We start from the raw sequence: 22546 nt of genomic DNA on the forward strand, positions 1-22546 counted from the left end.
CTGGCCCCTCTACTCGCCGATTTTCACTTTTGATTATCCGATTTGGATAAGGTATGCCGCTCTCTGTATTCCTGGGGAGTAATGCCGCTCTCCTTCTTGAAAAAGCGGTAGAACGATTGCTCCGTCATAAAGCCGACCGCTTTCGAAATGTCCTGCACAATCAGACTGCCGCCCTCCAGCAGCTTCCGGGCTTCAGCCAACCGGGAGGAAGCCACGTAATCCGGCAACGACTGGCCCGTTAAACGCTTATACAACCGGGTCAAGTAATACGGATTGTAGCCGACGACATCACCGATCCGGGTCAGTGACAGATCGCCGGCCAAATGATGCTCCACGTACAACCGGACGCGGGTAATCAAATCATGCTCGCGGTAAACCTGGTCATCCTGCTTTTGTTCAAACAGCTGCATGGCCAGCGCCGACAAATAATCTTCCGCGCTCTCCCAGGAAGGGTGGGCCTCATATCTTGTAAGCTTGTCCAAATCCATGGACTCTCCGATGACCTCATGCAGTTCCCAGCGGTTCATATAAGACAGCAACAAACACATGAGCGAATAGTAGATCTCCAGCTTCAGCCGGCTGTCGGTGCCGCGCGCAGGGGAGGCCAACGCTGCCAGCTTGCCGAATTCGAGAAAAAAATGCTCCTGCTGTCCGTTGTCCAAATAAGCCGCCATGGCTCCCAGCTTCCCCAATTGGCTGCTAACTTCATGATTGTGCAGCTCTGCCTGCTGCGCCTCTTCTCCGGCTTCCTTGCGCTGTTCGATCAGGACAAGCTCCTTGCCCATGCCAAGTCCCCGTCCCAGCAGCGCCTTCAGGGTGCTGAACTGCCGGGGCGCCTCCTCCCAGGGGCGAAACGCTGCACCGGCCGAGAACGACAGCCGCAGCTTCAGCAGCCGCTTGCAGCTCATGGCGATCGTCTCAAGCGTCCCATGGATGAACCGGAGCGCCCGCGCCCTGTCCTCCGGAGCGTCTGCCATAGGCTGCAGCAGCCATAGCAGCTTGTTCTTCTCATAACGCAGACTGAGGCAGCGCACGGAGGGGAGCCAATATTCTTCGGCAATATTCCGGATAGCGTACAGCATCAGCTCCCTGTCTGCTACACTAAGCTCGTCCCGCCAATCGTCCACACGCCCGATGGTGAGCAGTACGCCGCGGGCAGCATCCAGTGGGCATTCCAGCTCCTGGAATTTATGTGCAAGCTGGCTTACGCCCGTGCTATCCCCCTGCATCAGCTCCAGCAAATAATCACCCAGCAGCAGCGGACGGACAAGCTGTAGCTGCCGGTGCGCGCGCTCAATCAGCTCCTCTGCTTCCACCGCCGCATCCAATTGCGCAGCGGCCTGCTCCACAGCGTGAAGAATCGCTTCCTCGCCTTCTGTCTTTAACAGGTAGTCCACCCCGCCGCCGCGCATGACTTGCTGTATATAATCAAATTCGTTATATCCGCTCAAAAAAATAATTTTGCACCACGGCCAGTGACGTCTGATTTCCTGCTGCAGCTCAAGCCCGTCCATTCCCGGCATACGGATATCGGACAATACAATATCGAACTTCATCTTTCCGAGCTGCTCCAGTGCCTCCGCAGCGGAATACGCACCGTATACCTCCAGCTCCAGCTTGTCCCAATGCCCGAACAGATCAAGCAGGTTCCGTACAATCCACCGTTCATTATCGACAATCAGCAGTCTGATCATGGCTGTCTCCCTTCTTCCCGTCTTATCATCAGCAGCACCTTCAATCCGCCTAGCCCGCTGCGTGACACCTCAATTCCGAACGCCGGACCATAGTTCAACTGAAGCCGGCGGTGCACGTTCAGGATTCCTGTCGTCTCCATAGCTTCTTCAGCAAGATCCAGCGTTCTGCGCAGCGCATTCAGCTGTTCATCGTCCAGCGATTCGCCGTTGTCTTCCACCCCGATGACAAGCCGATCCGCCCCTTCCTCCCGGAAGGTTACCCGCAGCATCCCTTCTGCCAGCTTGTTCTCCAGCCCGTGGGCATACGCATTCTCAATTAATGGCTGGACAATGAGCCGAGGCACCATGGAAGCCTCCCACCCCTGCGGTATGGGCTCCAGTTCGGCTGTGACCGTACCGGCGAAACGTATATTCTGAATCTCCACATAAGACCATGCGTGCTTCATCTCTGCAAGCAGACTGACCTGCTCTGCTCCACTACGTGTAATAAACTGAAAATAGCCGCTGAGGTGGTGAAGCATCCGCTCGGCTACTTCATGTTCCCTCATACGAACGAGACCCTGCAGAATGAAGAAGGTGTTGTAGAAAAAATGGGGGTTAATCTGCGATTGCAATTGCTTAAGCTCAGATTGCTGGGATCTGATCTGCTGCTCATACACCTCATGAATCAACTCCTGAATCCGCTCCAGCATATGATTGAAGTGGTTATATACATAATTGAATTCATCCTGATTGCCGTGATAGAGCCTGACACTCAGATCACCCATCTCCACTCTCCGGAAGGAAGTAATCAGCCGCCTCATCGGCTTATGAATAAACCTGTATATCCAGTAAGAGAACACTACGGCGAGCAGCAAAGCGACCAGCGACTCTCCCCAAATCCAGTTGCGATGCTTGTTCAGCGGCTCCAGCACCGTCTCCGCAGGGACAAACACGGCCAAAGTCGTCCCCAGCAGCGGTGAAAATTCACTGGCTCCAAAATAGTCAATGCCTGCCGACTCCAGCCGGTATTGGCCGGACTCGCCGCTGTCGTTGAGCAACTCCCCGCGGAGAGCTTCCCCGAACGCAGCCAGCAGCGAGTCCTCCACACCGGAGGCAATCTGCCACTGGCCGCCGGTGTCCATCCATAGAGCTCCGCCGCCCTCCCCCTCGGCCATGCTGGAGAGTGAGCGGAGAATCTCCGGGCGTGACAGCTGAATTTCGATGGCCAGCACAGGCGGCCGGCCGGCGTACACCGCATCGGGATAGACGCCACTCATTAGCAGCTTCTCACCCATGCCGAAGATCGGTGATTTCATGTGGGCCGGGTTCAGAATGCCCTCCAGTTCTTCAGGCGGCATCGCACTGTCGAAATTGTTGGCATTGATGCTTCGGTCCAGGGAAGGAATATACAGCTTAACGTTCTCCACGAACGGGCTGGAGCTTTTGAGCAAATACAATTTACTCTTGGCGGATAATAAGGCGCGGGTCCGTTCATAGTCGTTCAACTGGTTAGGAACCGTCGCCAGCAAGAGCAAATCATCGTCATTGACATACTCCAGCTTCAGCCGCGTCAGCCGTGTCAGCTCTGTCTCCAGCGAAGTCAGATAGAAGTGGACACGGCTGGCCATGGATTCCGAGATTTGCTTCTGGACAACCTCCTGTCCGGATTGATTCATGACCAGGCCCCACAGGTAGAGCGGAATAATGACAAGCAAGAAAGCCATAACAAGTTTGGGATAAATTGAAAGCGTTCTCATAAATCTGATCAACAGCATCTCTCTCCTTCCAAAAGCCTCCCCTGTAGTCCCATCATACCTCTGCAGCAGGCCCTTAAACAATAATAAAGAGAGGCGGTTAGCCTCTCACATTTCAAGCAGAAATTGTATGGTTTTGTCCTCAAAGCCCGGCAGCCGTTCATGAATGAAATCGGGATAGATCTCCAGTTTTTTGTCGCAGCGGAGTCGGTTATAGGCGGCAAATTGCGTCGAAGGCGGACACACCGTATCCAGCAATCCTACCCCCATCATCACCTTCCCGCTGATCCGGTCCGCCAGGTGTTGAACATCAATATAGCCGAGCCGTTCAAAAATCTCATTCTCCCGCAGGTGCTGGGGATCGCGGTGACGGAAAAACGTCCGCAGTTCCTCGTAGGCATCTCGGGCCAGGTCCATTTCCCATACCCGTTTATAATCACACAGGAACGGAACACTGGGTGCAGCCCGGTTGATCCGCGGCTCAAGCGCCGCACAGACCAGCGCCAGCCCCCCTCCCTGCGATCCGCCGATTGCACCGACGCGGGCGGTATCCACTTCCGGCATGTCCATTACAATTCCGGCGAGCTGTGCCGCATCAAGATAGATCTGCCGGAACAGCAGCCGTTCGGGCGCATCATCCAGTCCGCGAATCAGATGCCCTTTATGTGTGGTTCCTTTGACCCCGCCAACATCTTCGGACAGTCCTCCCTGGCCTCTGCAATCCAATGTGGCTATAGTAAAGCCCAAGGAAGCATAGATCAGCTTGTCGGCCCAGTCATCCGAATGGTGGGCGTACCCATGGAACTGCACGACCGCGGGGTGCGGACCGGCAACATGCTTCGGCTTGATCAGCTTCGCATGGATACGCGCTCCGCCTGTCCCCGTGAAATACAAATGGAAGCATTCGGCGAATGGAACCTGAAATTCGCTCCTCACCAGTTCAACGCAGGCATCCGTATTTCTCATCTCTTGCAGTGCCTGATCCCAATAAGCCTCGAAGTTGGCCGGACGGGGATTCCGTCCCTCATACGTTAATAATTGCTCTAGCGGCATATCAATTAGCGGCATTAAAAAGCACCTCCGTCACTCTTTGTTTGTGTGTCCTATATCAAATACAGTACAATGTTGCCAGCAACGAAAGAAACAACCCGGAAGAAGAGGAGGCCGCACCATGAGCTTGTTGTTCAACCTGCCCGAAGTCAAGGAATTGCTGCGCAATTTCTATACATTGACCGGTATCCGCACCGTGATTTTCGACAATTCCTTCACTGAGCTGGCCGCATACCCTACCCGTCATTCGACATATTGTCATATCATCCGCAGTGATCCGCGCGCGGAGGCCCAGTGCATCCTCTGTGACCAGGCAGCCTGCACCCAAGTGAAAAAGGAGAAAACCCTTTACACCTATCAGTGTCATGCCGGACTTACCGAAACGGTGGTTCCTATTCAAACGGACAATCAGGTCATCGGATATATTATGTTCGGCCAATTGCTGCAGACCGGGTCCCGCGATGAGTTATGGGAGAAGGTCTGCGAGAATATAAGGCCCTATAATGTGGATATGAATAAACTATACAGCGCCTTCCAGCGCAAAAAATACATCTCCAAGGAAGTCATTGATGCTTACGCCAAAACCATGGAGATGAGCGCCAGCTACCTGTATCTATCCCGGATGCTGGTGCTGAAGGAGGATACGCTGGCACAAAAGATCGACGGTTATATTACAGAGCATATCCAGGAACCGCTGTCCGTTCCCGTTCTGTGCAAAGCATTCAGCATCAGCAAATCCCATCTCTACAAGCTCTCGGAGCAGAACTTTGGCATGGGCATTGCGGAATATATCCGTAGCCTCCGTATCCAAATGGCCAAAAGGCTGCTGGGTGACACCGATAGTCCGATTTACGAAATTGCGGAGCAAGTCGGCATTCCCGATTATAATTACTTTACCAAAGCCTTCAAAAGGGTCACCGGCACATTGCCCAGCGTCTACCGCAAAGAAAACACTTTACAAGGACGCACTCTGGACCGGTTCTGATCGCACCCGAATTGGAAGCGTATACATCAGAGGTGGCAGCTACCGTCACTAGCCTCTGTTATCACCCCCGGCTTCTAGCAATTCTGCCCTGCTCTGTGCTGATCTTATCATCCGGTCCCTGGACCAAAATAGTAATAATCGTTTGAATTAATAGTCATTTTGTTTCAAGGGTGTGGATTATAGGCGGCGTGCCTATCTTATCACAAGACAAAAAAAAGCCGGCATTCGCCGGCCCTTACTTAAATCCAAGCGCGAAGATTCACCTGCTTGATGAAATCCGCCTGGGACAAACTTTCTTGGGATGTTGTCTCTATCTCTTCCACTTCAACTTCTTCGCCGTTCATCAGGTGATGGAACAGCTTCTCATTGTACGTTGACAATGCATAATCTATCAGCGCTTCGTGCGTGGCTCGCTCGGCTTCTGCTACCAGCAATTGCTCCTCGGCCTCAATATCCTCTGCCGTAACATAGAAATTCCGGTTAGCTTCGGGAACACGAATGACATAATCAAACGCATTATCAGGATTGCGGTCGTAAGCAATCAGGTAGCCATAGTCTCCGATAGGAAGACTCTGCTCAAAAGCGTCTGCGACAATGACAATCTTCTCTCCTAAACGCAGCATCATCCTACCTCCTGACCAAAATCTATCATGGATCTGCTTGTTTCAACAGTCTACTAAAAAAAGATAGAGCTGTCCAGCAGCAGGATGATGGTAGGATGAATTTCCGCAGAAAACACTCTGAAAATTCATGAAAGATCGCTTACTTATTGCAAAGCTTGCTAAACTGGCAATTTATTTCTTCCAGCCATCAGTGAGGCACCGGCAATACAAATAATAATCAGGAGCACTGCGGAGACAATCGGTGCCAAGCTCACTCCGGTGCCTCCATCTGCAAGCACACCGGCAGACATTCCCGGCAGAGAAGCAGGCATCCAGTTCAGCTTAACCGGCAACAGGCCATGGACGAGGCTCATGACCGCTGCCAGCAGGAGAGATAGACCGGCAGCAGCAGGCCCGCGCAGCCATGCACTGAAGAGCAGCGTAAGCGACACCGCACAGAGCAGCCACAGCGCATACAGTCCGGACGCTGCAATCACATCCCGCCAGGATAAAGCCCCCATAAGCTGTACTGTATAATAAGCCGCTCCCGCTGCCCCCAGCCCAATGGCAATAACCAGCACTGTGAAGTTCGCGGTCCATTTGGCTGCAACAACGGATATAGAGGAGACCGGCTTCGCCATTAACAGTTCAGAGGTACCGCTGCTGCGCTCACCTGCCAGGCTGTTCATCGTTCCCAGCACCAGAATCAGCATCCCAATTGTTCCATACTGGCCCAGGGCCTGAGCCATTACAGAAGACGCGGCCGGTCTCTCCATATTCTCCATCAATCCAGCCGGGACATTGGAAGAGAACGCCAGGATATCCGCCATATAAAAGCTGACCAGCGGCTGCATAATTCCCAGAACAATAAACACCACCGGAATCCAAATCAGCTTATAGCTGCGCACACTCTCCAGCATCTCCTTCAAATATAGAGCCCAAAGTCTCCTCATGTTCCCACCACCTTCATGAACAGGTCCTCCAGTGTCGATGAGCCTGCTTCAAATTGCAGCAGCGAAATATTCAGCTCCACAGCTTCCTGCAAGAGCGTCCGGCGGGCGAGTGCTACATCTGTGACGTTGAACACGGCCTTGCCATCCGAAATTAGCGCTTCTTCAATAAAATCCTTGTGTCTAAGCGCTTCAAGCCAGCGGATAGCCGAATCTTCTTTCCCTGTAGTGAGCCGGATTACCGGCAGACTGTACTCTGCGCGGAGACTGGACAAGGTTCCTTGAACGGCTATAGTCCCCTTGTTCATCAATACGACATCATCGCATATCTCTTCCGCATCATGCAGCACATGCGTGGAGAAAATAACAGTTGTCTCCTCCCGGATGTCCCTGAGCAGCTCCATGACTTCCCGGCGTCCGATAGGATCAAGCGCGGAGACAGGCTCATCCAGCAAAAGCAGGCGCGGTCGGTGTACCAGGGCCTGGCCCAGCCCGAGGCGCTGCTTCATTCCCCCGGAATAACCGCCAATCCGTCGCCGTGCCGCAGAGCCTAGTCCCACACGCTCCAGCACAGCGCCCGATGCCGCCGCAGCCTCCCGTGCATTCATGCCGCTCATCCTGGCGGCAAATAAGATGTATTCGTGACCGCTCATCCAGTTGTAAAAAGCCGGGGCTTGGGGGAGATAACCCAAATACTGACGGTAATCCGTCCCCGGAGAGCTCCCGCCAAAAGTGATCGATCCGGCAGACTGCGTCAGAAGACCGGCAAGCATACGCAGCGTTGTAGTCTTCCCGGCTCCATTGGGTCCGAGCAGCGCGACACAGCGTCCTGCTTCAATTCCAAAGCTGATGCCGTTCACCGAGGGATGCCCCTTAAAGCTCTTGTGAAGATCCTTGACCTCAAGCAGCGGCATCAGAATTCTTTCCTTCCCAGAGTGAAGTAAGCCACGCTGCCCAGCAGGTTGCCAAAAATCAAGAACAGAACCCACATCCATTTCGGTCCGCGTACTTGCTCTGTCTTGCTCAATGAAATCAGACCGATTATTGCCAGCACTACCTGCAGTGCAAGCAGCGGCCCAATCAATCCCCAATTCAAATCCTTCATAAAGGTATCCCCCTTATCTCCCAAACAATGGACTATTGTCTCAGCGGTTCCTTCCGGCCTTCCGTTTGCGCCTATCTGGAAGAACTACAAACAGCAGGTAACACACTGCCGGTGTCGGCACCCAGGTAAGCCCCCAGATCCCCCAGAACCAGGCCTTCCTCCCCTGACCTCTGTCCCTGGCATCGCGGAACAGCCAGGTTCCCTGCAGCAGCAGTACGGCTGCAATAAGCATCCAAAGCCAAATAGGTATCTCCTGCAGTTCCTTCACGCTTATGATTCCTCCCGCCCGTGTCTGATCCGCACTGCTCCCAAGCTGCCAAGTGCGCTCAGGATGAACACTGCCTGCAGACTCCAATACAGCACCGGCGCCGTACTTAGAATAGAAATCACTATGGTAACCAGCACAAGAGCCACTAGAATGAATAGCAGCAGTTCCTTACGGCGCCGCTTCCTCCGTCGGACAGCTTCCCCGGCAATTAGATGCTCCAGCTCCGGCAAGGAGGGTGGAGTAACATCGGCATACAGCATATCCAGGTGATCCAGCTCTGCGGACAGCTTACCCAGCAGCTCCTCGTCACTCTTAAACCTCATCCTCATTCAGCTCCTTTCGCAGTTGAACCAGTCCGGCAGCTACCCGTGATTTGACCGTTCCGGAAGGGATCTCCAGCATCTCCCCGATCTCATCGTAGCTGTATCCGTAATAATGCTTCAGCAGCACAGCCATTCTGTGCGCAGAGGATAGACGCGACAAGGCGTCGAGCACTTCACTCCACTCCATATTCCGGCTCTCAAAGCTCCAGCGTAAACTGCGGTTCCCCTGCTCTTGCATCTGCCCTTCCCGCCACTGTGCCTCCCGGCTCCAGCGCCGCTTACGGTCAATGTACAACCGGCTGCCAATGGTAATCAGCCAAGAAGAGAATGCCGAGGTCCCATTATAAGTCCCGATCTTCTCCATGCATCTGACCATTGTGTCCTGAGCAATCTCTTCCGCAAGCAAAGGGTCAAGTGTCGCTTTGATCAGATACTTGTACAGGAAGGGATAATGCTCCCGCAGCAGCACGGCCAGTGCAGCAGCGTCACCCTGCTGTGCCTGACTGATGATCTCCAGCGTCCTGTCGCCCATAGCCCCTCCCCTTATCTCTTCTGTCACACCTGTAATACGTCTATGTAATAGTTATCGTTCATTCCGAGTCAGAATTATTCTGCAGCTCCCACAGTCTGCGTCTCCATGGCTGAATAGCCCCCTTGCCTCCGGGAAAGCTCCAGAACAGCGTATACTTAGTATCACTCTTCCCGGCCAGATCATTCACTTCATTCCGCTCCGCTATCAATGAATCTTTCGCTTCTAATTCCCCGTAATCCAACTGGCAATGCATATTATCCTTCATTCTGCTTCCCCCAATAAAATTCATCTCTATAGGCAAAAAAAAGAACGCAAACCGGGATTATTCCACAGTCTGCGTGCTTCGCGAGGTAAATGTTACATTTAATTAACCATATTGTAACAATCTGGCCCCGGCTTGTCTACCTCTAATTTCCCGGTTTGTGTCAAATCCGGCCAAAAGATGTCGTTACACGGCAAACGGAAACGGCTTTGGCGTCCTCTTACATCGGGACATAAGGGTTGTGAAGCTTTTCATAGCCGATTGAGGTTCGCGGACCATGTCCGGGAAACACTCTCACTTCCTCATCCAGCCGGTAGAGCTTGCCGCGGATCGAGTCAATCAGATCCCGTTCTCTGCCGCCCGGAAGATCGGTACGTCCCACTCCCATTTTGAACAAGACATCACCGGCGAACAAATCATTCCCGCACAGGAAGCTGACGCTTCCCGGTGAATGTCCCGGCGTATGCAGCACCCGGAAAGAAAGGCCTAGCAGCTTCAGAATCTGGCCTCCCGCCAGATCGTATTCTGCCGGATCTGTGCTGACGGGAGGTGTGGTATCAGGCCACATCAAGGAGCCGTTCAGCTTCGGGCTGCCCAGCCACTCACTCTCCAGCGGATGGATATAGACCGGGCACTTCTTCGCTTTGCGGACCTCGTCCAGCCCGGCAATATGGTCGAAATGGGCATGCGTCAGCAGAATCGCTTCAATCTCCATTCCCTCAGCGCCGCGGAGCAGACCCGCAGGATTAGCACCCGGATCAATGATGACACCGCGCTTAGGGTCTGCCCCCGTCAGAAGGTAGGCATTGGTCTGGAGTGCCCCCAGATTATAAGAACGAATATTAAGCATCGGCATTAGAATCCGGAGATCAGACTGCGCAGCTCTTTGGCGATAACTGCGTGTGATTCCGTTCCTTCTCCGTAGGCTTGCCCCATTGCTTTGCGCACTTCGGTAATTTTGCTGTCATAGTCCGCTGCTTCGCGGTCCGGGTTCTCCCGTTTGAATTCTCTCATCAGGGTCTGGACATGCTCCGGACGCGGTCCCCACTGCCCCAGTACATAACCTCCGGTGTCCGCAAAAATCACGATGGGAACGGAACGGCCGCCCATGGTCAGGAAGTTGTCCATCAGGTCCTGGTTCTCTTCGAGAATCAGCACTTCCGTCTTGATACCCGCAGTCTCCAGAATTCGGAAGACCACCGGGACATTGCGGACCACATCTCCGCACCAGTCCGCAGCCAGAATCAGCACACGCAGATCATCACGGTGATTCAGGCTCTCAAAATATTCGCGGTCACTCTCGTCTTCCCAGGTGAACTTCTCGTACCAGGATTCAAAAGCCTGCTGGTTCTTCGTCATGGCTTCCACGAACTGGCGCGGAGTCAGGCCTTGGCCAAATTTGGATGCAACATTCTGCTTCATACTGCACTACCCTTCTTTTTGGATTTGTACCACTTGAACAGGAAATACAGAATAATTACCGCAATAGCGCCAAGAAGAATCTCATGAGTGTACTTGGCTGCGACCTCATCAATGGTCTCCCACTTGTCTCCAAGCGTATACCCCAGATAGACAAACAACGCGCTCCATGGAATGACTGCAAGGGTTGTCAGCAAAGTGAATTTGCCCAGCGGCATGCGGGAAATACCGGCCGGGACCGATATGGCATGGCGGACAACCGGGATAAAGCGGGCGGTGAAAATCACACCGGTTCCATACTTTTGAAACCATTCTTCAGAGTGGTCAATATGCTTTTTGGAGATGAAAATGTACTTGCCGTACTTCTCCAGCACAGGCCTGCCGCCATAACGGCCAATCCAATAAACAAAGATCTGGGCGATCACTCCCCCGACGGTACCGAACAGCACGGCGCCAAAAAAGTTAATATCGCCTTGTGAGACCAAATAGCCGCCAAAAGCCAGGACAATCTCACTTGGAATGACTTCAATCATGAGCCCGATCATAATTCCAAAGTAGCCCAGAGACTGAATCCATTCAAACAAATGTGAAATGACATCAGATATAAAGTGCACTGCAGGTCTCCTCCCGTATGGCGTAATAGCCTGGTATTCTGCTGGCAGAACCCATCTGCTTAACCGCTCTATGTATCCAGCTTCTCCTAGCCTATTCTAGCATATGCAGGCTTACGACTTCTAGTTGAGGGAAATGAAGCGGAAGGATTCCTATGATTCAAGAGTGAAATCTGCAATTGACAAAGGCTGGAAACGGAACGAATCGTTCAAAGCGCTCGCAGACCCGACCCGAAGGCAAATTCTCCGGCTGCTGCGTGAAAAGGACCGGACGGCCGGGGAAATCGCCGATTTTTTTAATATGACGAAGCCCAGCATCTCTCACCACCTCAATGCGCTGAAGCACGCGGGGCTGGTGCAGGACGAACGTAACGGGCAATTTATCGTCTATTCGCTGGACTCCACGGTACTTGAAGAGGTGCTTGGCTGGTTTCTCGAATTGACGGGTACAGGCAAGGGCAGTACGGACAGCCAACCCGAAGAACATGCGGATGTTGGCTCAAAGGGTTCAGGACCCAAAAGGAAAAAGTAACCCGCACGCTATTAAACATACGGAGGATGAACATTGATGAAGAATTTCACATGGAAGTGGCAGGATACGCTTATTGTCATTCTCGGGTTCCTCTCACTGGGCTATGCGCTGGTGAATTACGGCAGGCTGCCGGATCTGCTTCCCGCCCAATTCAGTCTTACCGGCAAGGTCAACACTTACTGGAGCAAGGGTTCGGTTATTGCTTTGTTCTCTTTTATGGGATTGATTTTTCCTTTGGCGATACAGTTTATACGTAATATTGATCCCAAGGGAGAGAATTATATTAAGTTCCAGGGGGCTTACAAAATGGGCCGTCTCACCATTGCCGTCATATGTGATGCCGCCCTTGTGCTGTCGGTGAGCTACGGGCTGGATGAGCATTTCGCCGCCGCGAAGTGGGCTACTGTAAGTGTGGGACTGCTGCTGGCTGTAATCGGGAATTTTCTGCCGCAGATCAGGGATAATTATTTCACGGGAATCCGCACGCCCTGGACGCTGCATGACCCTGCCGTATGGCGGAGAACCCACCGCTTCTCCGGGAGGATGTGGGTGAGCGGCGGTCTGCTAATTGCGCTTGCGGCCTTCATGCCCGTTACGCTGTCGATCAGCATGATCATCACTGCTCTGGTAATCATGATTATTCTCCCTATTGTGTACTCATGGCTGATCTCACGGAGTGTTAAAGCCTGAGATTAGTCGGGAGGCAGGCTAATAAAAGAGATTCCAGTGATGGACAGTCTTAGGGTAAAGCTGCGGTCATTATGCTGATATGTTCACCCCAGCGGCTACCAAGCCCCGAATTCCACTCTGAGGTGCGTCTTATCTGTCGTTGGAGCTAAGCAGCGCCTGGGACTGTAAATGTGTTAACTGAAAGTAGATCCCTTCGCTCTGCGGAAGCAGGATGAAGTTGCGGTCATTGTGCTGCGGTCCTCTGTCCTGCTCCTTGGCGGTCAGCAGGCTGTACTGCCGCAGCAGCTCTAGTCCCGCCGCCGCGCTGTCCGCCGCTATACGTCTGTCTCCCTCTGCCAAGCTGCGTTCCCCCATCTCAAGCATTCCTTTTAAAGCAGCAAGCCTTCTGGCAGCATTAAAGTGATCCTTCTGTTGACTGCGGCGGACCCAGTATAGCGCTTCTCCAGGATCACTGCCCCGCAGAGAACTTGCCGCAAGCTCCCCGTGCAGGGCAACGTCCCCCGGAGAGAATGACAGGCTTCGCAGGAGCAGATCAACCCCCTGCTTCTGTGGAACCAGCCGCGATAATGCAACCGCAGTCTGCGGCTCTCTCGGGTTCCAGCTCAGTGATTGCTGCAGCAGCGTAATTCTTACGGCAGGATCACTCTCCCTGACCGCCTGCTTGAATAGGGCGGCCCCCTTCATGGCCTGGAAGGAAAGACTGCTGCATAGAAGGGTCAGCCCGCAGAGAACGGTTATGCCTGCGTATCTCCATAATCGGCGAAGCCGGTTCTTTCGCTGGTCAGCCGGCTTGCTGCGCCGCCAACGGGAGTCATGCAGAACTGTAGGGACAGCCGTCCTAGCGGTCCGGCTGTTTGCTTCGGCAATTGCCCAGGCGGGCAGCAGGAGCAGCAGCAACCAGACCAGTCCATAGCTCCAGTCGAAATCGGCTGCGCTATGCAGAATAATCACCAGCAGAGGCGGAAGCAGCCTTGGTGACGCCTTGAATACCAGCCATCCTGCGGCCAGAAGCAGCAGGATGACCGCAGCCAGACCCGCCATCCCGAGGTTCAGCAGGATGTCGAGGTAACCGCTGTGCACCTGGCTGCCCACGTAAGGGCGGGACTGGGCGGCCAGGTACGTATGCCGCCAGGTCTCGCCCCCGCGCCCCAGCCAGGGCGCCTCTATCGCGAGCCTCCAGGCGTCGCGGTAGAACAGTCCGCGCGCGGCGGCCGTCGGTGACGGCCCGGTGATCCGCGCGCGTACCAGCAGCAGGACGGCGCTGGCCGCCGCCGTCCAGCCCGCCGCCGCCAGCGCCAGCAGGGCGGCGCGGTGCCCGCCCGCCGCACGGCAGCTGCGGCGGTGCAGCCATAGGCCGGCTAGCCACGCGCCGGCCCAAAGCCCGGCCAGCAGCAGCAGGCCGGGCAGGGGCTCTGCCGCCAGCCCGGAGCGGGCCAGCTGGCGGTAGAGCAGCGCCGCCGCGGCAACGGGGGCGGCGCCGGTGATTAGAAGCGGCACGAACAGTTGCCGCTTCAGGAGAAGGGCTGCGACACCGGCGGCAGCCGCAGCCAGCCATGCGCCGCGCGACTCGCTGAGCAGCAGCGCGGCGGCGTACGGGAAGAGCGGCAGCAGGCGCGCCGCTCTTAGCCAGTGCAAAGCGGACCAGGTTCCGGTCCGCTCCCAATTGATGCCTGCATCTCCTGTACCTACCTCACACGCTCCACTGTCACCCATACGCACCGCATTATTTCCCGCACCCGCGCCTTCTGTACCTACCTCACACGCTCCCCTGATAGCCGAACGCACCGCACTACTACCTGCATCTCCCTTATCTACTCCGGCTACAGCCGCGCCTCCAAACGCACCGTTCTTCTCCCCATCCGCTGCTTTCCCAGAATCTCCAGACCCGAAGCTATAAGCGGCAGCAAACAGCCGTTCCAGCAGATACACCGCCATCACCGCACCAAAGGCATTCGGATACTGAAGCAGCCCGGCCAGCCTGGCACCAGTGGCACTGACTCCCGGCGATTGGGTATACGCCACCGCATAAGGAATCGGCAGACCTCCGCAGACCGCCAAAAGGGCCGACAAACTAATAGTGATTCCAAGCAGATGCCACACTGCTGCAAGAAGAGTTACTCCCCGGCGGGTTCGCGCCGCCAGCAAAGCGAATGTCACAAAGCTAGTGTAGAAGCCTGAGCGCAGCATTTCATTCAGCGTTCCTTGCGCGGATACGGGACTGCCCAGTGCATGGATAGCATACAAGAAACAGAGGAGCACACAACTGCTAAGCAACCCCCATACAACCAGCCTGCTCCCGCTCTCGTTCCCTCTCCTCCTACTGCCCGCCAACTCCCGTGTATTCTCTCTGTGTTCAGACTGCTCCTCTACTTCCGCCCTAATCAAGGAACTGCCAGACCACTTCCGATCTTCCCAACGCAGCTTAAGCCTGGCCCCTCTACCAGTAGCCATATAGATAAGTGCCGATCCCAGCAACACTCCGCACATGCCAAACCACACCGTCAGGAACCCATACATCTCCCCGGTGAAAAAGAACCCTCTCAGCACACAGGCCGCCAACCCCGCTGCTATTAACGCCAGTCCGCAAACCAAAGTAACCAACCAATCACTTTGCCGTCCATACCTGTTCACCAGCATCCTAAATCTCCTATTGCTCATGATGCTTAACAGTCTGCCCATATTTACCGGAAAACAGAAGAGGCCACCGCTCCCCTCTAAGTAAGCTCGAACACGCAAATGAAGAGCACTTATGCACCTGATCTCACCAAACGCATCTCACACGCTCAAATGAGGAGCACTTATGCACCTGATTTCACTAAACGCTGCTCACACGCTCAAATAAAGAGCACTTATGCACCTGATCACACTCAAACGCAGCTTACACGCTCAATTGAAGAGCACTTGTGCACCTCATTCCACCCAAAGTGGCCCTCCGCCAATTCAGGAACACTATTGTCTCTCAAAAGCTCTCTATAGCCATCATCCTGCCTACTCACCTTCGCGTCAGCACAAATTGTGTTCGGTTTTTCACATACAGCCCCGAACCCGCAAAAAAACAGCCGCCCCCATCAGGAAGCGGCCGGTCTGTCATACCCTAAACTATTCAACACATGAATTAAACTTCCGTACTGCCGGTGGGCAGCAGGTCGGAGCAGACGCGTTCCAGGTAAGGCTTGGCACCGAGGAAATCGCGGAATGCGGTGTATTCACGCCATTTGGCAGCCCGGTCACCGCTGTCGCTGCGGACGGCGCGGATCAGGATGTTCTTCGGGGTGTGCTCCATATCGATGAATTCCAGCAGTTGGCTGCGGTAGCCCATCAGGTCCAGCAGCTTCGCCCGGATTGCATCGGTGGCGAGCGCCGAGAACCGCTCCTTCAGGATGCCGTGTGACAGCAGCGGATTCAGCACCTCGCTCTCGACCTGCGCGAACAGCTCATGCTGGCAGCAGGGCACCGAGAGGATCACCGATGCGCCCCAGCGTACAGCCTTCTCCAGTGCAGCATCGGTGGCGGTGTCACAAGCATGCAGCGTGACCACCATGTCCACCTGATCCAGCTCATTATAGTCCGCGATATCGCCCACCAGGAACTTCAGCCGGTCATAACCCAGCCTGGCAGCCAGCGCACCGCAATGCGCAATGACATCCGCCTTAAGGTCAAGACCGACAATATTCAGCTCCCGCTGCTCGCGGACGGCGAGGTAATGATACAGCGCGAAGGTCAAATAAGACTTGCCGCAGCCAAAATCCACAATCGTCAGCGGCCGGCCTGCCGGCAGATCGCCCAGCACATCCTGAACCATCTCCAGGAACCGGTTGATCTGGCGGAACTTATCATATTTCTTGGCCAGCACCTTGCCTTCGCTGTTCATAATGCCAAGCTCGACCAGGAACGGCACCGGCTCCCCCTCATCCAGCACATACTGCTTCCGGCGGTTATGGGCCAGATCCGGCGCTTCCTGCTTGCTGGCTGATTTGGTCAGAATCGATACCTTGTATTTCTTGCTGATCAGCACCTGATAGTCGGCACCGGCCGTACACAGCAGACCTTGGCGGAAGGTGTCCCTCAGCAAAGAGAGCATCTCTTCAGCGGCATCCTCTGCCGGAATGTTACGGTGCTCCACCTTAGGGCCGATATAATAGGCAAACTGATAATGCAGCTTCCCTTTTAGCTCAACAGGCTTAACCTGTACTTTATTGTAGGCGGCATCGCCCTTGCTGCGCAGCTGGCTTAGTGTAGCCGTAATCAGAGTGCGGCCGGTTATCACTTGCTCGATCAATTCCTTCAACGCTTCCAAATGGGTACATCTCACTTTCGGGTATATAAAATAGAGCACGTTGTCTCCTGAATATCGTTATATTATAGCATTAACCGTGAGCTTGCTCCATTCTTCCCTGCCCTGCTGCACTTCCTCCAGAGGAAGACTGCCCTGGGCTAACTGCTCCGGACTCAAGAGCAGCAGCCGTCCGTACAACTCCCTGCCTTCCTCGGCTACATTCTCCCCCTGCTCCCAGAGCCGGTAGAGACTGTTCTCCGCCTTGGCGTAGTGCCCCTGAGATTCGTGGTACGCCATCAAGAGGCGTTCAGTCTTGGCGGGAAGGCGGTACGGCTCCACTTCTTCCAGCAGCTCATTTATCTCTTCCGTCATGTTCAGCAGTTCCCGGTCCGCGCCATGAAGATCGGCATAGATGAATAAATGCAGGGAACGCATCGCCCTGAACAGGGCCGCATCCCGGTCTCCTTTGGCCGCGTAAATCCCGCCTTCCTCCTTCAGCAGCCGGGCTACTCCTTGCAGCTTGTCGGCCTCAAGCACCCCTCCAAGACGAAACATATCAATAATATCCTCTACGGACAACGAATTAAGCAGACGCGAATTCAGGCGAAAATGCCGCATCAGCAGCTCATCCACTTCCCACAGGGCTTCCGTTGTTTTTTTATCCTGCTTCAGGGTCATTACTTTGGCGACCATAGCTGTCATATCCTCAATCATCCGTACAATATAATCCCTCCGGAACATACCGAGCTCCTTTCGTTACGCAGTTGCTTCTCTTCTGTATCCTCTGCTTGCTGTTGGACTCATCGTGAACTACCATCCACCTAAGAGGTGGCGGCTTCTTGGTCAATGAAGCTACTGCTCCAAGTTTACCCAAGCTCAAAGGCTAGTCCCTAGCCCAATCATTGCCATATCACATGGCTAGTTTCAGTAGGTTTTGAGCAGCGTTTACATCGCGATCATGATGCACGTTACATTCTGGACAAGTCCACTCTCGCAAGGCGAGATTCTTCACCTCTGCGTTCTTATAACCGCAACAGGAGCAAAGCTGACTGCTTGCATAGTGCTTTGGGGCAATAATAAGTTCTCTGCCATACCATTGAGCCTTATATTCAAGCATCGAACGGAACATACTCCAAGATACCTCGCTAATCGCTTTTGCAAGTTTGTGATTCTGCATCATATTCTTTACACGTAAGTCTTCCATCACGATAACTTGGTTTTCGTTTATCATTTTGGCAGACGTTTTATGCAAGAAGTCTTTACGCTGATTCGCTATTTTTTCATGTAGCTTGGCAGCTTTCAGCCTAGCCTTATGACGGTTATGGCTTCCCTTCTTCTTCCGCGATACATCCTTTTGCAGCTTCGCTAATCGCTTTTCAGACGTACGCAAGTATTTAGGATTGGATATGATTTCGCCATTTGAAGTCATAGCAAAGTCTTTCAGCCCAAGATCAACGCCAATCTTCGTATGCATTTTGGGCAACTGGACGATATCCGTTTCAACCAATACGGAAGCATAATACTTTCCCGTTGGTGTTTTTGAAATCGTGCATGATTTGATCAGCCCCACGAATGGGCGGTGCAGCTTGATTTTGATGCTAGTTTTTAGCTTTGGAATCTTGAGATATCCATCCTTTATAGCCACTGTTCCATTTTGGTTATTCGTTGTGAAGCTATGATTATTCGTCTTCTTGCTCTTGAATTTAGGAAATCCCGTTTTCTTATCCCGAAAAAAATTCTTATAAGCCTTGTCTAAATTCAGTTGTGCATTCGCTAAGGCAAGGCTATCGACTTCTTTCAGCCAGTCGAATTCCTTTTTGTATTGTGCGGGTGTATTCCTCAGCATCGTTTCCGTTTGCTTGTAATGTTCAATTTTATCTGCAAGCATTCTGTTGTAGATGAAGCGAACGCATCCGAACACTTTAGCGAAGTAGTGTTGTTGCCCATGGCTTGGATAGATACGGTATTTGTAGGCTTTCAGCAATGGCGATCACCCTTTCCCCCCTTGGGTTTCGATGTATTTTTGAATGACGTCTATTGGCGCTTCACCCGTGGTAAGCAAGCAATAAGAGCGTGACCAAAAGGCCTCTTTCCAAAGTGATGTTCGGAGGGTAGGAAACTCCTTCTTGATCAGCCTAGATGATGCACTTTTATAAGCGTTGAGAAATTTAGAAATGTCGGTATTAGGATGAGCTTTCATTAGGATATGAACGTGATCCCTGTCATGATTCCATTCCTGCAAAGTCACATTGTAAGTAGGCTGAATGGATGCAAATATCTCTTTCAGACGTTCGGATATGGGATCTGTAATGACTTTCCTACGATACTTGATGACTAGAATAAGGTGAAAGTGAAGGGAGAACACTGAATGGTTATTCGAGTCTAATTTCATTAACTTCACTGACCTTTCCAAGATACGACTGAATACTTTAATTATAGCATCTTAGGCGGTTAGAATCCATGTAGATTAGACCGTTTCCATTCATCCCCCACTTAAAGAAGATGGGAGAATTCTGTCAACTGAGGGTTAAACCATTCGTCTCTCCGGCGCCACTGTGCGGAGTTAAGTCTTGACCATACTATAATGATCAACTATAATTCAGTTAATCGATCTGTATTCCAGATTGAACTATTTAGCAGATTGGAATTGGATACAGACTGTATACATGTTAAAACGGACCCTACATAGGAGGTTTATTAATGACCAAGCCAACCGGCAACACGCAAGACTCCATCACAGCAGCCGTTTCAGGTCAACCGGATCTGCAGTCAAGCAACCGGATTTTAAACGTTACGCCGGAACAGGATAAGCTGCTGGAGAGCGCCTTACGGATTAAGATTATGCACACGCTGTCGGCAGAGCCGCTTACATCCAAGCAGGTTGCGGAGAAGCTGAACAAGACTCCGGGTAATATTCACTACCATATCGTCAAGCTCTATGAGGGCGGTCTGCTGGAGCTTGTCCGTACAGAAGCCGCAGGAGGAATCATCCAGAAATTTTACCGTTCCAAAGGTACGGTGTTCCACTCGGAGGCGCTTCGCAGCCTTCACTTCCGCGAAGAAGACCAGACCCGGCATTTCAATACCAGACTTACTCTCTCTCCTCAGGAGCTTGCGGAATTCCACCAGGAGCTGCTGGAGCTGATTACCGCCTGGGAGTCCAAGGTAACGGAAGGTGACGAATACGGTGTGGAAGTGATGCTGGGCCGTCTGCAGTCTTCCGATGCTGCTGCGCAGCCGGAAGAGGAGGCACATTAATAGATGAGCACCGCTGGCCCTTCCGGACAACCGAAGCATCATCCGCTTGAGGGCTTCGCCGCCCCTTTCCGGCAATCCCGCGCCTTTCCTTACCTGTGGCTGGGACATTTAGTTTCTTTTTTGGGCAGCTCGGTAACCATGGTTATCCTGCCTGTCCTGGTCTATTCCCTGACCGGCTCCACCACCATTATGGGGATGGTCATGGCCGCCTACATGCTGCCTAATGTAATCATGCTTCCGGTATCCGGACATATTGTCGACCGCTACGACCGTGTACGGATTATGATGCTGGCCGATATTGCCCGGTTCATCGTTATGATTACGACTGCTGTGCTGTCCTTGACCGGAGTGCTGAGCATTCCGTTGCTCTATGGACTAGTTGCCTGTTACGGCCTGCTGGACGGCTTATTCCAGCCTGCCTACGCTGCCGTCCGCGCTACCGTATTCACTCCGGATATCCGCGTAGCAGCGAATTCTTTAACTCAGATCACAACCCAGTCCGTGCGGCTGATCGGTCCCGCGTTAGGGGGACTGCTGATTACCCACCTGTCCGCGGGCATCGGCTTCGGAATTGATGCCTTCACCTATCTTATCTCCCTCATCTGCCTGGTCTATCTGCGCAGAGTGATGATGACCCGGCTGCAGTCTGCTGCCACTGAGACTGACATCCCGGCTAAGCCTGCTGCCGGGACCTCTCCCGCTCCGCACTGGAGGCAGGATTTCGCCGAAGGAATACATGTTCTGCGCAGCCAGCCCTGGCTCTGGATTACAATTCTCGCCTTCTGCTTCGTCAATATATGTTATACGGGCGTAATCAGCGTCCTTCTTCCCTGGCTGTTCAAGGTCCATCACGGCTGGCCTCCTTATCTCTATGGCCTGGCCGTTACGTTCTCCGGTGTCGGGGCCATAGCGGCCGGCCTGCTGTACGGCCTGCGGCCGAAATGGAATCACCGCGGCATCCTGGCTTACGGCGGCGCACTGATCAGCGGGGCTGCTCTGCTGCTGCTCCCGTTCGCAGGCACTCCGGCAGCAGCTGTCACCTTATTTGCCGTAGAAGGCTTCGGACTAATGATCTTCGGGCTGATCTGGGAGATCAGCCTGCAGGAGCTTGTTCCGAAGGAAGCCTTCGGACGGGTAGCCAGTCTGGATATGTTTGGGTCCTTCGCCCTGCTGCCGGTCGGATATATCTTAGTCGGCTGGCTGGCCGACCAGATCGGAGGAGTATCGACCATTATTATTTTTTCCGGCCTGGGCCTCTCCTGTGTTGCCCTGGTGCTGTGCGTTCCGGCTATCCGTAAGTTTCAATAAAATCCAGCCAATAAATTCTTATATTTGCACAGCAAACAGAAGGCAGCACCCGCCGGAGAGCGGAAGTGCTGCCTTCTGTCCCTATTGCCTGATGTAATTTACTTCTGCACAGGGGCCTGAACGAAATCCTTAATAATCTTCGCCAGCTGCTCCGGTGCTTCAAACATACCCATGTGGCCTACACCCGGCAACGTCACCTTGGTGATATTCCGGTTGTCTGAGGTGAATGTCCGCTCCGGCGTCACCTTCGAATCCTCTGCTCCGGCAACAAGAAGCACCGGCAGCGCCGTTGCCGAGATCACATCTCGGCGGTCCGGGCGCTCACGCATCGCCAAGGACGCGCCAACCGCGCCTTGCGGCGGAGTCTTGTAGCCGATCTCCTTGGCCCGTTCCAGCAGCCGGGGCTCCGCTCCAGGAGCAAACAGTCCAGGCACCAGCTGATCCACAAAAGCAAAGATGCCTTCGCTCTGGATCATGGTGACGCTCTTCAGCCGGTTCTCCTTGGCTTCTTCACTGTCAGGATACCCGGAGGAATGAATCAGCCCGAAGCCCTTCAACCGGGAAGCATGGCGCTGGGCAAACGACAGGGTAATATAGCCTCCGAGCGAATGTCCCAGCAGATAACATTCCTGAATCTCCAAGGCATTCAGCAGCGACAGCACATCATCAGCCATCTGCTCGATGGTATAGGCTCCAAGCGGAGCATCGGAAGCCCCGTGCCCGCGCAGATCCGGGGCGATGACCCGGTAATGGGCTGTAAGTCCGGGAATCACCTTTTCCCAGTATTCGGCACTCCCGCAGAATCCGTGCAGCAGCACGATTACATCCCCTTTGCCTTGATCACTATAGCAAATGTTGCTTCCCTCGCATCGAACATTTTCCATGGCTGCTTACCCTCTTTCTATGTAGTGGTCTATATTAATAAGCTAGAACAGCTGATTTGAA

At 53.5% G+C, this 22546-nt stretch carries 25 protein-coding genes; 5 read left to right on the forward strand and 20 right to left on the reverse strand.

The genetic code is table 11. From position 1 onward, the window contains the following. Positions 1-23: 23 nt before the first annotated feature. The 3 genes from NST26_RS28000 to NST26_RS28010 all read right to left on the reverse strand — a co-directional run bounded on the left by NST26_RS28000 (position 24) and on the right by NST26_RS28010 (position 4498). The gene (locus tag NST26_RS28000) at positions 24-1694 is read right to left on the reverse strand and encodes a response regulator (protein ID WP_340980359.1); all 1671 of its coding nucleotides are present in this window, start codon (positions 1692-1694) and stop codon (positions 24-26) included. Beyond that, entirely contained in the window at positions 1691-3445 is a 1755-nt protein-coding gene (locus NST26_RS28005; protein WP_340980360.1) for a sensor histidine kinase, read from the reverse strand. Before NST26_RS28005 ends, NST26_RS28000 begins: the two co-directional genes overlap by 4 nt. Positions 3446-3538: 93 nt before the next feature. Next, on the reverse strand, positions 3539-4498 hold the full coding sequence (locus NST26_RS28010; protein WP_340980361.1) for an acetylxylan esterase: 960 nt from the start codon (positions 4496-4498) through the stop codon (positions 3539-3541). Between the two features lie 103 nt (positions 4499-4601). Here NST26_RS28010 and NST26_RS28015 point away from each other — a divergent pair, with 103 nt between their 5' ends. Further along, positions 4602-5465 (forward strand): PocR ligand-binding domain-containing protein, encoded by an 864-nt coding sequence (locus NST26_RS28015; RefSeq protein ID WP_340980363.1) that lies wholly within the window; start codon positions 4602-4604, stop codon positions 5463-5465. Between the two features lie 239 nt (positions 5466-5704). Here NST26_RS28015 and NST26_RS28020 read toward each other — a convergent pair whose 3' ends face one another. The 11 genes from NST26_RS28020 to NST26_RS28070 form a co-directional block, all read right to left on the reverse strand. Then, positions 5705-6088 carry a hypothetical protein gene (locus NST26_RS28020; protein ID WP_036726210.1) on the reverse strand — a complete coding sequence of 128 codons (384 nt, stop codon included), beginning with the start codon at positions 6086-6088 and terminating at the stop codon, positions 5705-5707. A gap of 158 nt (positions 6089-6246) precedes the next feature. Further along, positions 6247-7020 carry an ABC transporter permease subunit gene (locus NST26_RS28025; protein ID WP_209879996.1) on the reverse strand — a complete coding sequence of 258 codons (774 nt, stop codon included), beginning with the start codon at positions 7018-7020 and terminating at the stop codon, positions 6247-6249. Beyond that, positions 7017-7931 (reverse strand): ABC transporter ATP-binding protein, encoded by a 915-nt coding sequence (locus tag NST26_RS28030; protein WP_340957967.1) that lies wholly within the window; start codon positions 7929-7931, stop codon positions 7017-7019. Before NST26_RS28030 ends, NST26_RS28025 begins: the two co-directional genes overlap by 4 nt. Continuing rightward, entirely contained in the window at positions 7931-8122 is a 192-nt protein-coding gene (locus tag NST26_RS28035) for a PLD nuclease N-terminal domain-containing protein (RefSeq protein ID WP_036726214.1), read from the reverse strand. Before NST26_RS28035 ends, NST26_RS28030 begins: the two co-directional genes overlap by 1 nt. 40 nt (positions 8123-8162) lie before the next feature. Next, positions 8163-8390, reverse strand: coding sequence for a hypothetical protein (locus NST26_RS28040; protein ID WP_036726215.1), 228 nt, complete (start codon positions 8388-8390; stop codon positions 8163-8165). A 2-nt stretch (positions 8391-8392) separates the two neighbouring features. Continuing rightward, the gene (locus NST26_RS28045; RefSeq protein WP_036726216.1) at positions 8393-8713 is read right to left on the reverse strand and encodes a YxlC family protein; all 321 of its coding nucleotides are present in this window, start codon (positions 8711-8713) and stop codon (positions 8393-8395) included. After that, positions 8703-9245: an RNA polymerase sigma factor SigY gene (gene sigY / locus NST26_RS28050; protein WP_036726217.1), complete on the reverse strand. Its 543-nt coding sequence runs from the start codon at positions 9243-9245 to the stop codon at positions 8703-8705. The genes NST26_RS28045 and sigY overlap by 11 nt, the downstream gene beginning before the upstream one ends. Positions 9246-9303: 58 nt before the next feature. Then, positions 9304-9510, reverse strand: a complete 207-nt coding sequence (locus NST26_RS28055; protein ID WP_036726218.1) for a hypothetical protein — start codon at positions 9508-9510, stop codon at positions 9304-9306. A 217-nt stretch (positions 9511-9727) separates the two neighbouring features. Next, positions 9728-10357: an MBL fold metallo-hydrolase gene (locus NST26_RS28060; RefSeq protein WP_340957965.1), complete on the reverse strand. Its 630-nt coding sequence runs from the start codon at positions 10355-10357 to the stop codon at positions 9728-9730. 5 nt (positions 10358-10362) lie between these two features. After that, the gene (locus NST26_RS28065) at positions 10363-10929 is read right to left on the reverse strand and encodes a thioredoxin family protein (protein WP_036726219.1); all 567 of its coding nucleotides are present in this window, start codon (positions 10927-10929) and stop codon (positions 10363-10365) included. Continuing rightward, positions 10926-11540: a DedA family protein gene (locus NST26_RS28070; RefSeq protein ID WP_036726220.1), complete on the reverse strand. Its 615-nt coding sequence runs from the start codon at positions 11538-11540 to the stop codon at positions 10926-10928. Before NST26_RS28070 ends, NST26_RS28065 begins: the two co-directional genes overlap by 4 nt. 175 nt (positions 11541-11715) lie before the next feature. On the opposite strand from NST26_RS28070, the gene NST26_RS28075 reads away from it, so the two are divergent. Further along, positions 11716-12069: an autorepressor SdpR family transcription factor gene (locus tag NST26_RS28075; protein WP_340958229.1), complete on the forward strand. Its 354-nt coding sequence runs from the start codon at positions 11716-11718 to the stop codon at positions 12067-12069. A 36-nt stretch (positions 12070-12105) separates the two neighbouring features. Then, on the forward strand, positions 12106-12759 hold the full coding sequence (locus NST26_RS28080) for an SdpI family protein (RefSeq protein ID WP_340957964.1): 654 nt from the start codon (positions 12106-12108) through the stop codon (positions 12757-12759). A 129-nt stretch (positions 12760-12888) separates the two neighbouring features. Here the strand turns inward: NST26_RS28080 and NST26_RS28085 are convergent, their stop codons facing one another. From NST26_RS28085 to tnpA, 5 genes are all read right to left on the reverse strand, one after another. After that, positions 12889-15396, reverse strand: coding sequence for an O-antigen ligase family protein (locus tag NST26_RS28085; protein WP_340957962.1), 2508 nt, complete (start codon positions 15394-15396; stop codon positions 12889-12891). Between the two features lie 478 nt (positions 15397-15874). Continuing rightward, positions 15875-17056 (reverse strand): class I SAM-dependent methyltransferase, encoded by a 1182-nt coding sequence (locus NST26_RS28090; protein ID WP_340957961.1) that lies wholly within the window; start codon positions 17054-17056, stop codon positions 15875-15877. A gap of 57 nt (positions 17057-17113) precedes the next feature. Further along, a complete protein-coding gene (locus tag NST26_RS28095) occupies positions 17114-17776 on the reverse strand; it encodes a DUF6483 family protein (protein ID WP_340957960.1) in 663 nt (220 codons plus the stop codon). Positions 17777-17945: 169 nt separating this feature from the next. After that, entirely contained in the window at positions 17946-19019 is a 1074-nt protein-coding gene (gene tnpB / locus NST26_RS28100) for an IS200/IS605 family element RNA-guided endonuclease TnpB (RefSeq protein ID WP_340957959.1), read from the reverse strand. Between the two features lie 6 nt (positions 19020-19025). After that, complete coding sequence (tnpA, locus tag NST26_RS28105; protein ID WP_339251289.1) at positions 19026-19427, reverse strand: IS200/IS605 family transposase; 402 nt, start codon at positions 19425-19427, stop codon at positions 19026-19028. A 308-nt stretch (positions 19428-19735) separates the two neighbouring features. Between tnpA and NST26_RS28110 the strand changes: the two genes are divergently transcribed. Together NST26_RS28110 and NST26_RS28115 are read left to right on the forward strand one after the other, a co-directional pair. Beyond that, positions 19736-20293 carry an ArsR/SmtB family transcription factor gene (locus NST26_RS28110; RefSeq protein ID WP_209876830.1) on the forward strand — a complete coding sequence of 186 codons (558 nt, stop codon included), beginning with the start codon at positions 19736-19738 and terminating at the stop codon, positions 20291-20293. Positions 20294-20296: 3 nt separating this feature from the next. Continuing rightward, the gene (locus NST26_RS28115) at positions 20297-21601 is read left to right on the forward strand and encodes an MFS transporter (protein WP_339251293.1); all 1305 of its coding nucleotides are present in this window, start codon (positions 20297-20299) and stop codon (positions 21599-21601) included. Between the two features lie 98 nt (positions 21602-21699). Here the strand turns inward: NST26_RS28115 and NST26_RS28120 are convergent, their stop codons facing one another. Continuing rightward, positions 21700-22485 carry an alpha/beta fold hydrolase gene (locus tag NST26_RS28120; protein WP_036730285.1) on the reverse strand — a complete coding sequence of 262 codons (786 nt, stop codon included), beginning with the start codon at positions 22483-22485 and terminating at the stop codon, positions 21700-21702. Positions 22486-22546 lie beyond the last annotated feature (61 nt).

The organism is Paenibacillus sp. FSL R7-0128 (assembly GCF_038002245.1).
Taxonomy (GTDB): Bacteria; Bacillota; Bacilli; order Paenibacillales; family Paenibacillaceae; genus Paenibacillus_AQ; species Paenibacillus_AQ silagei.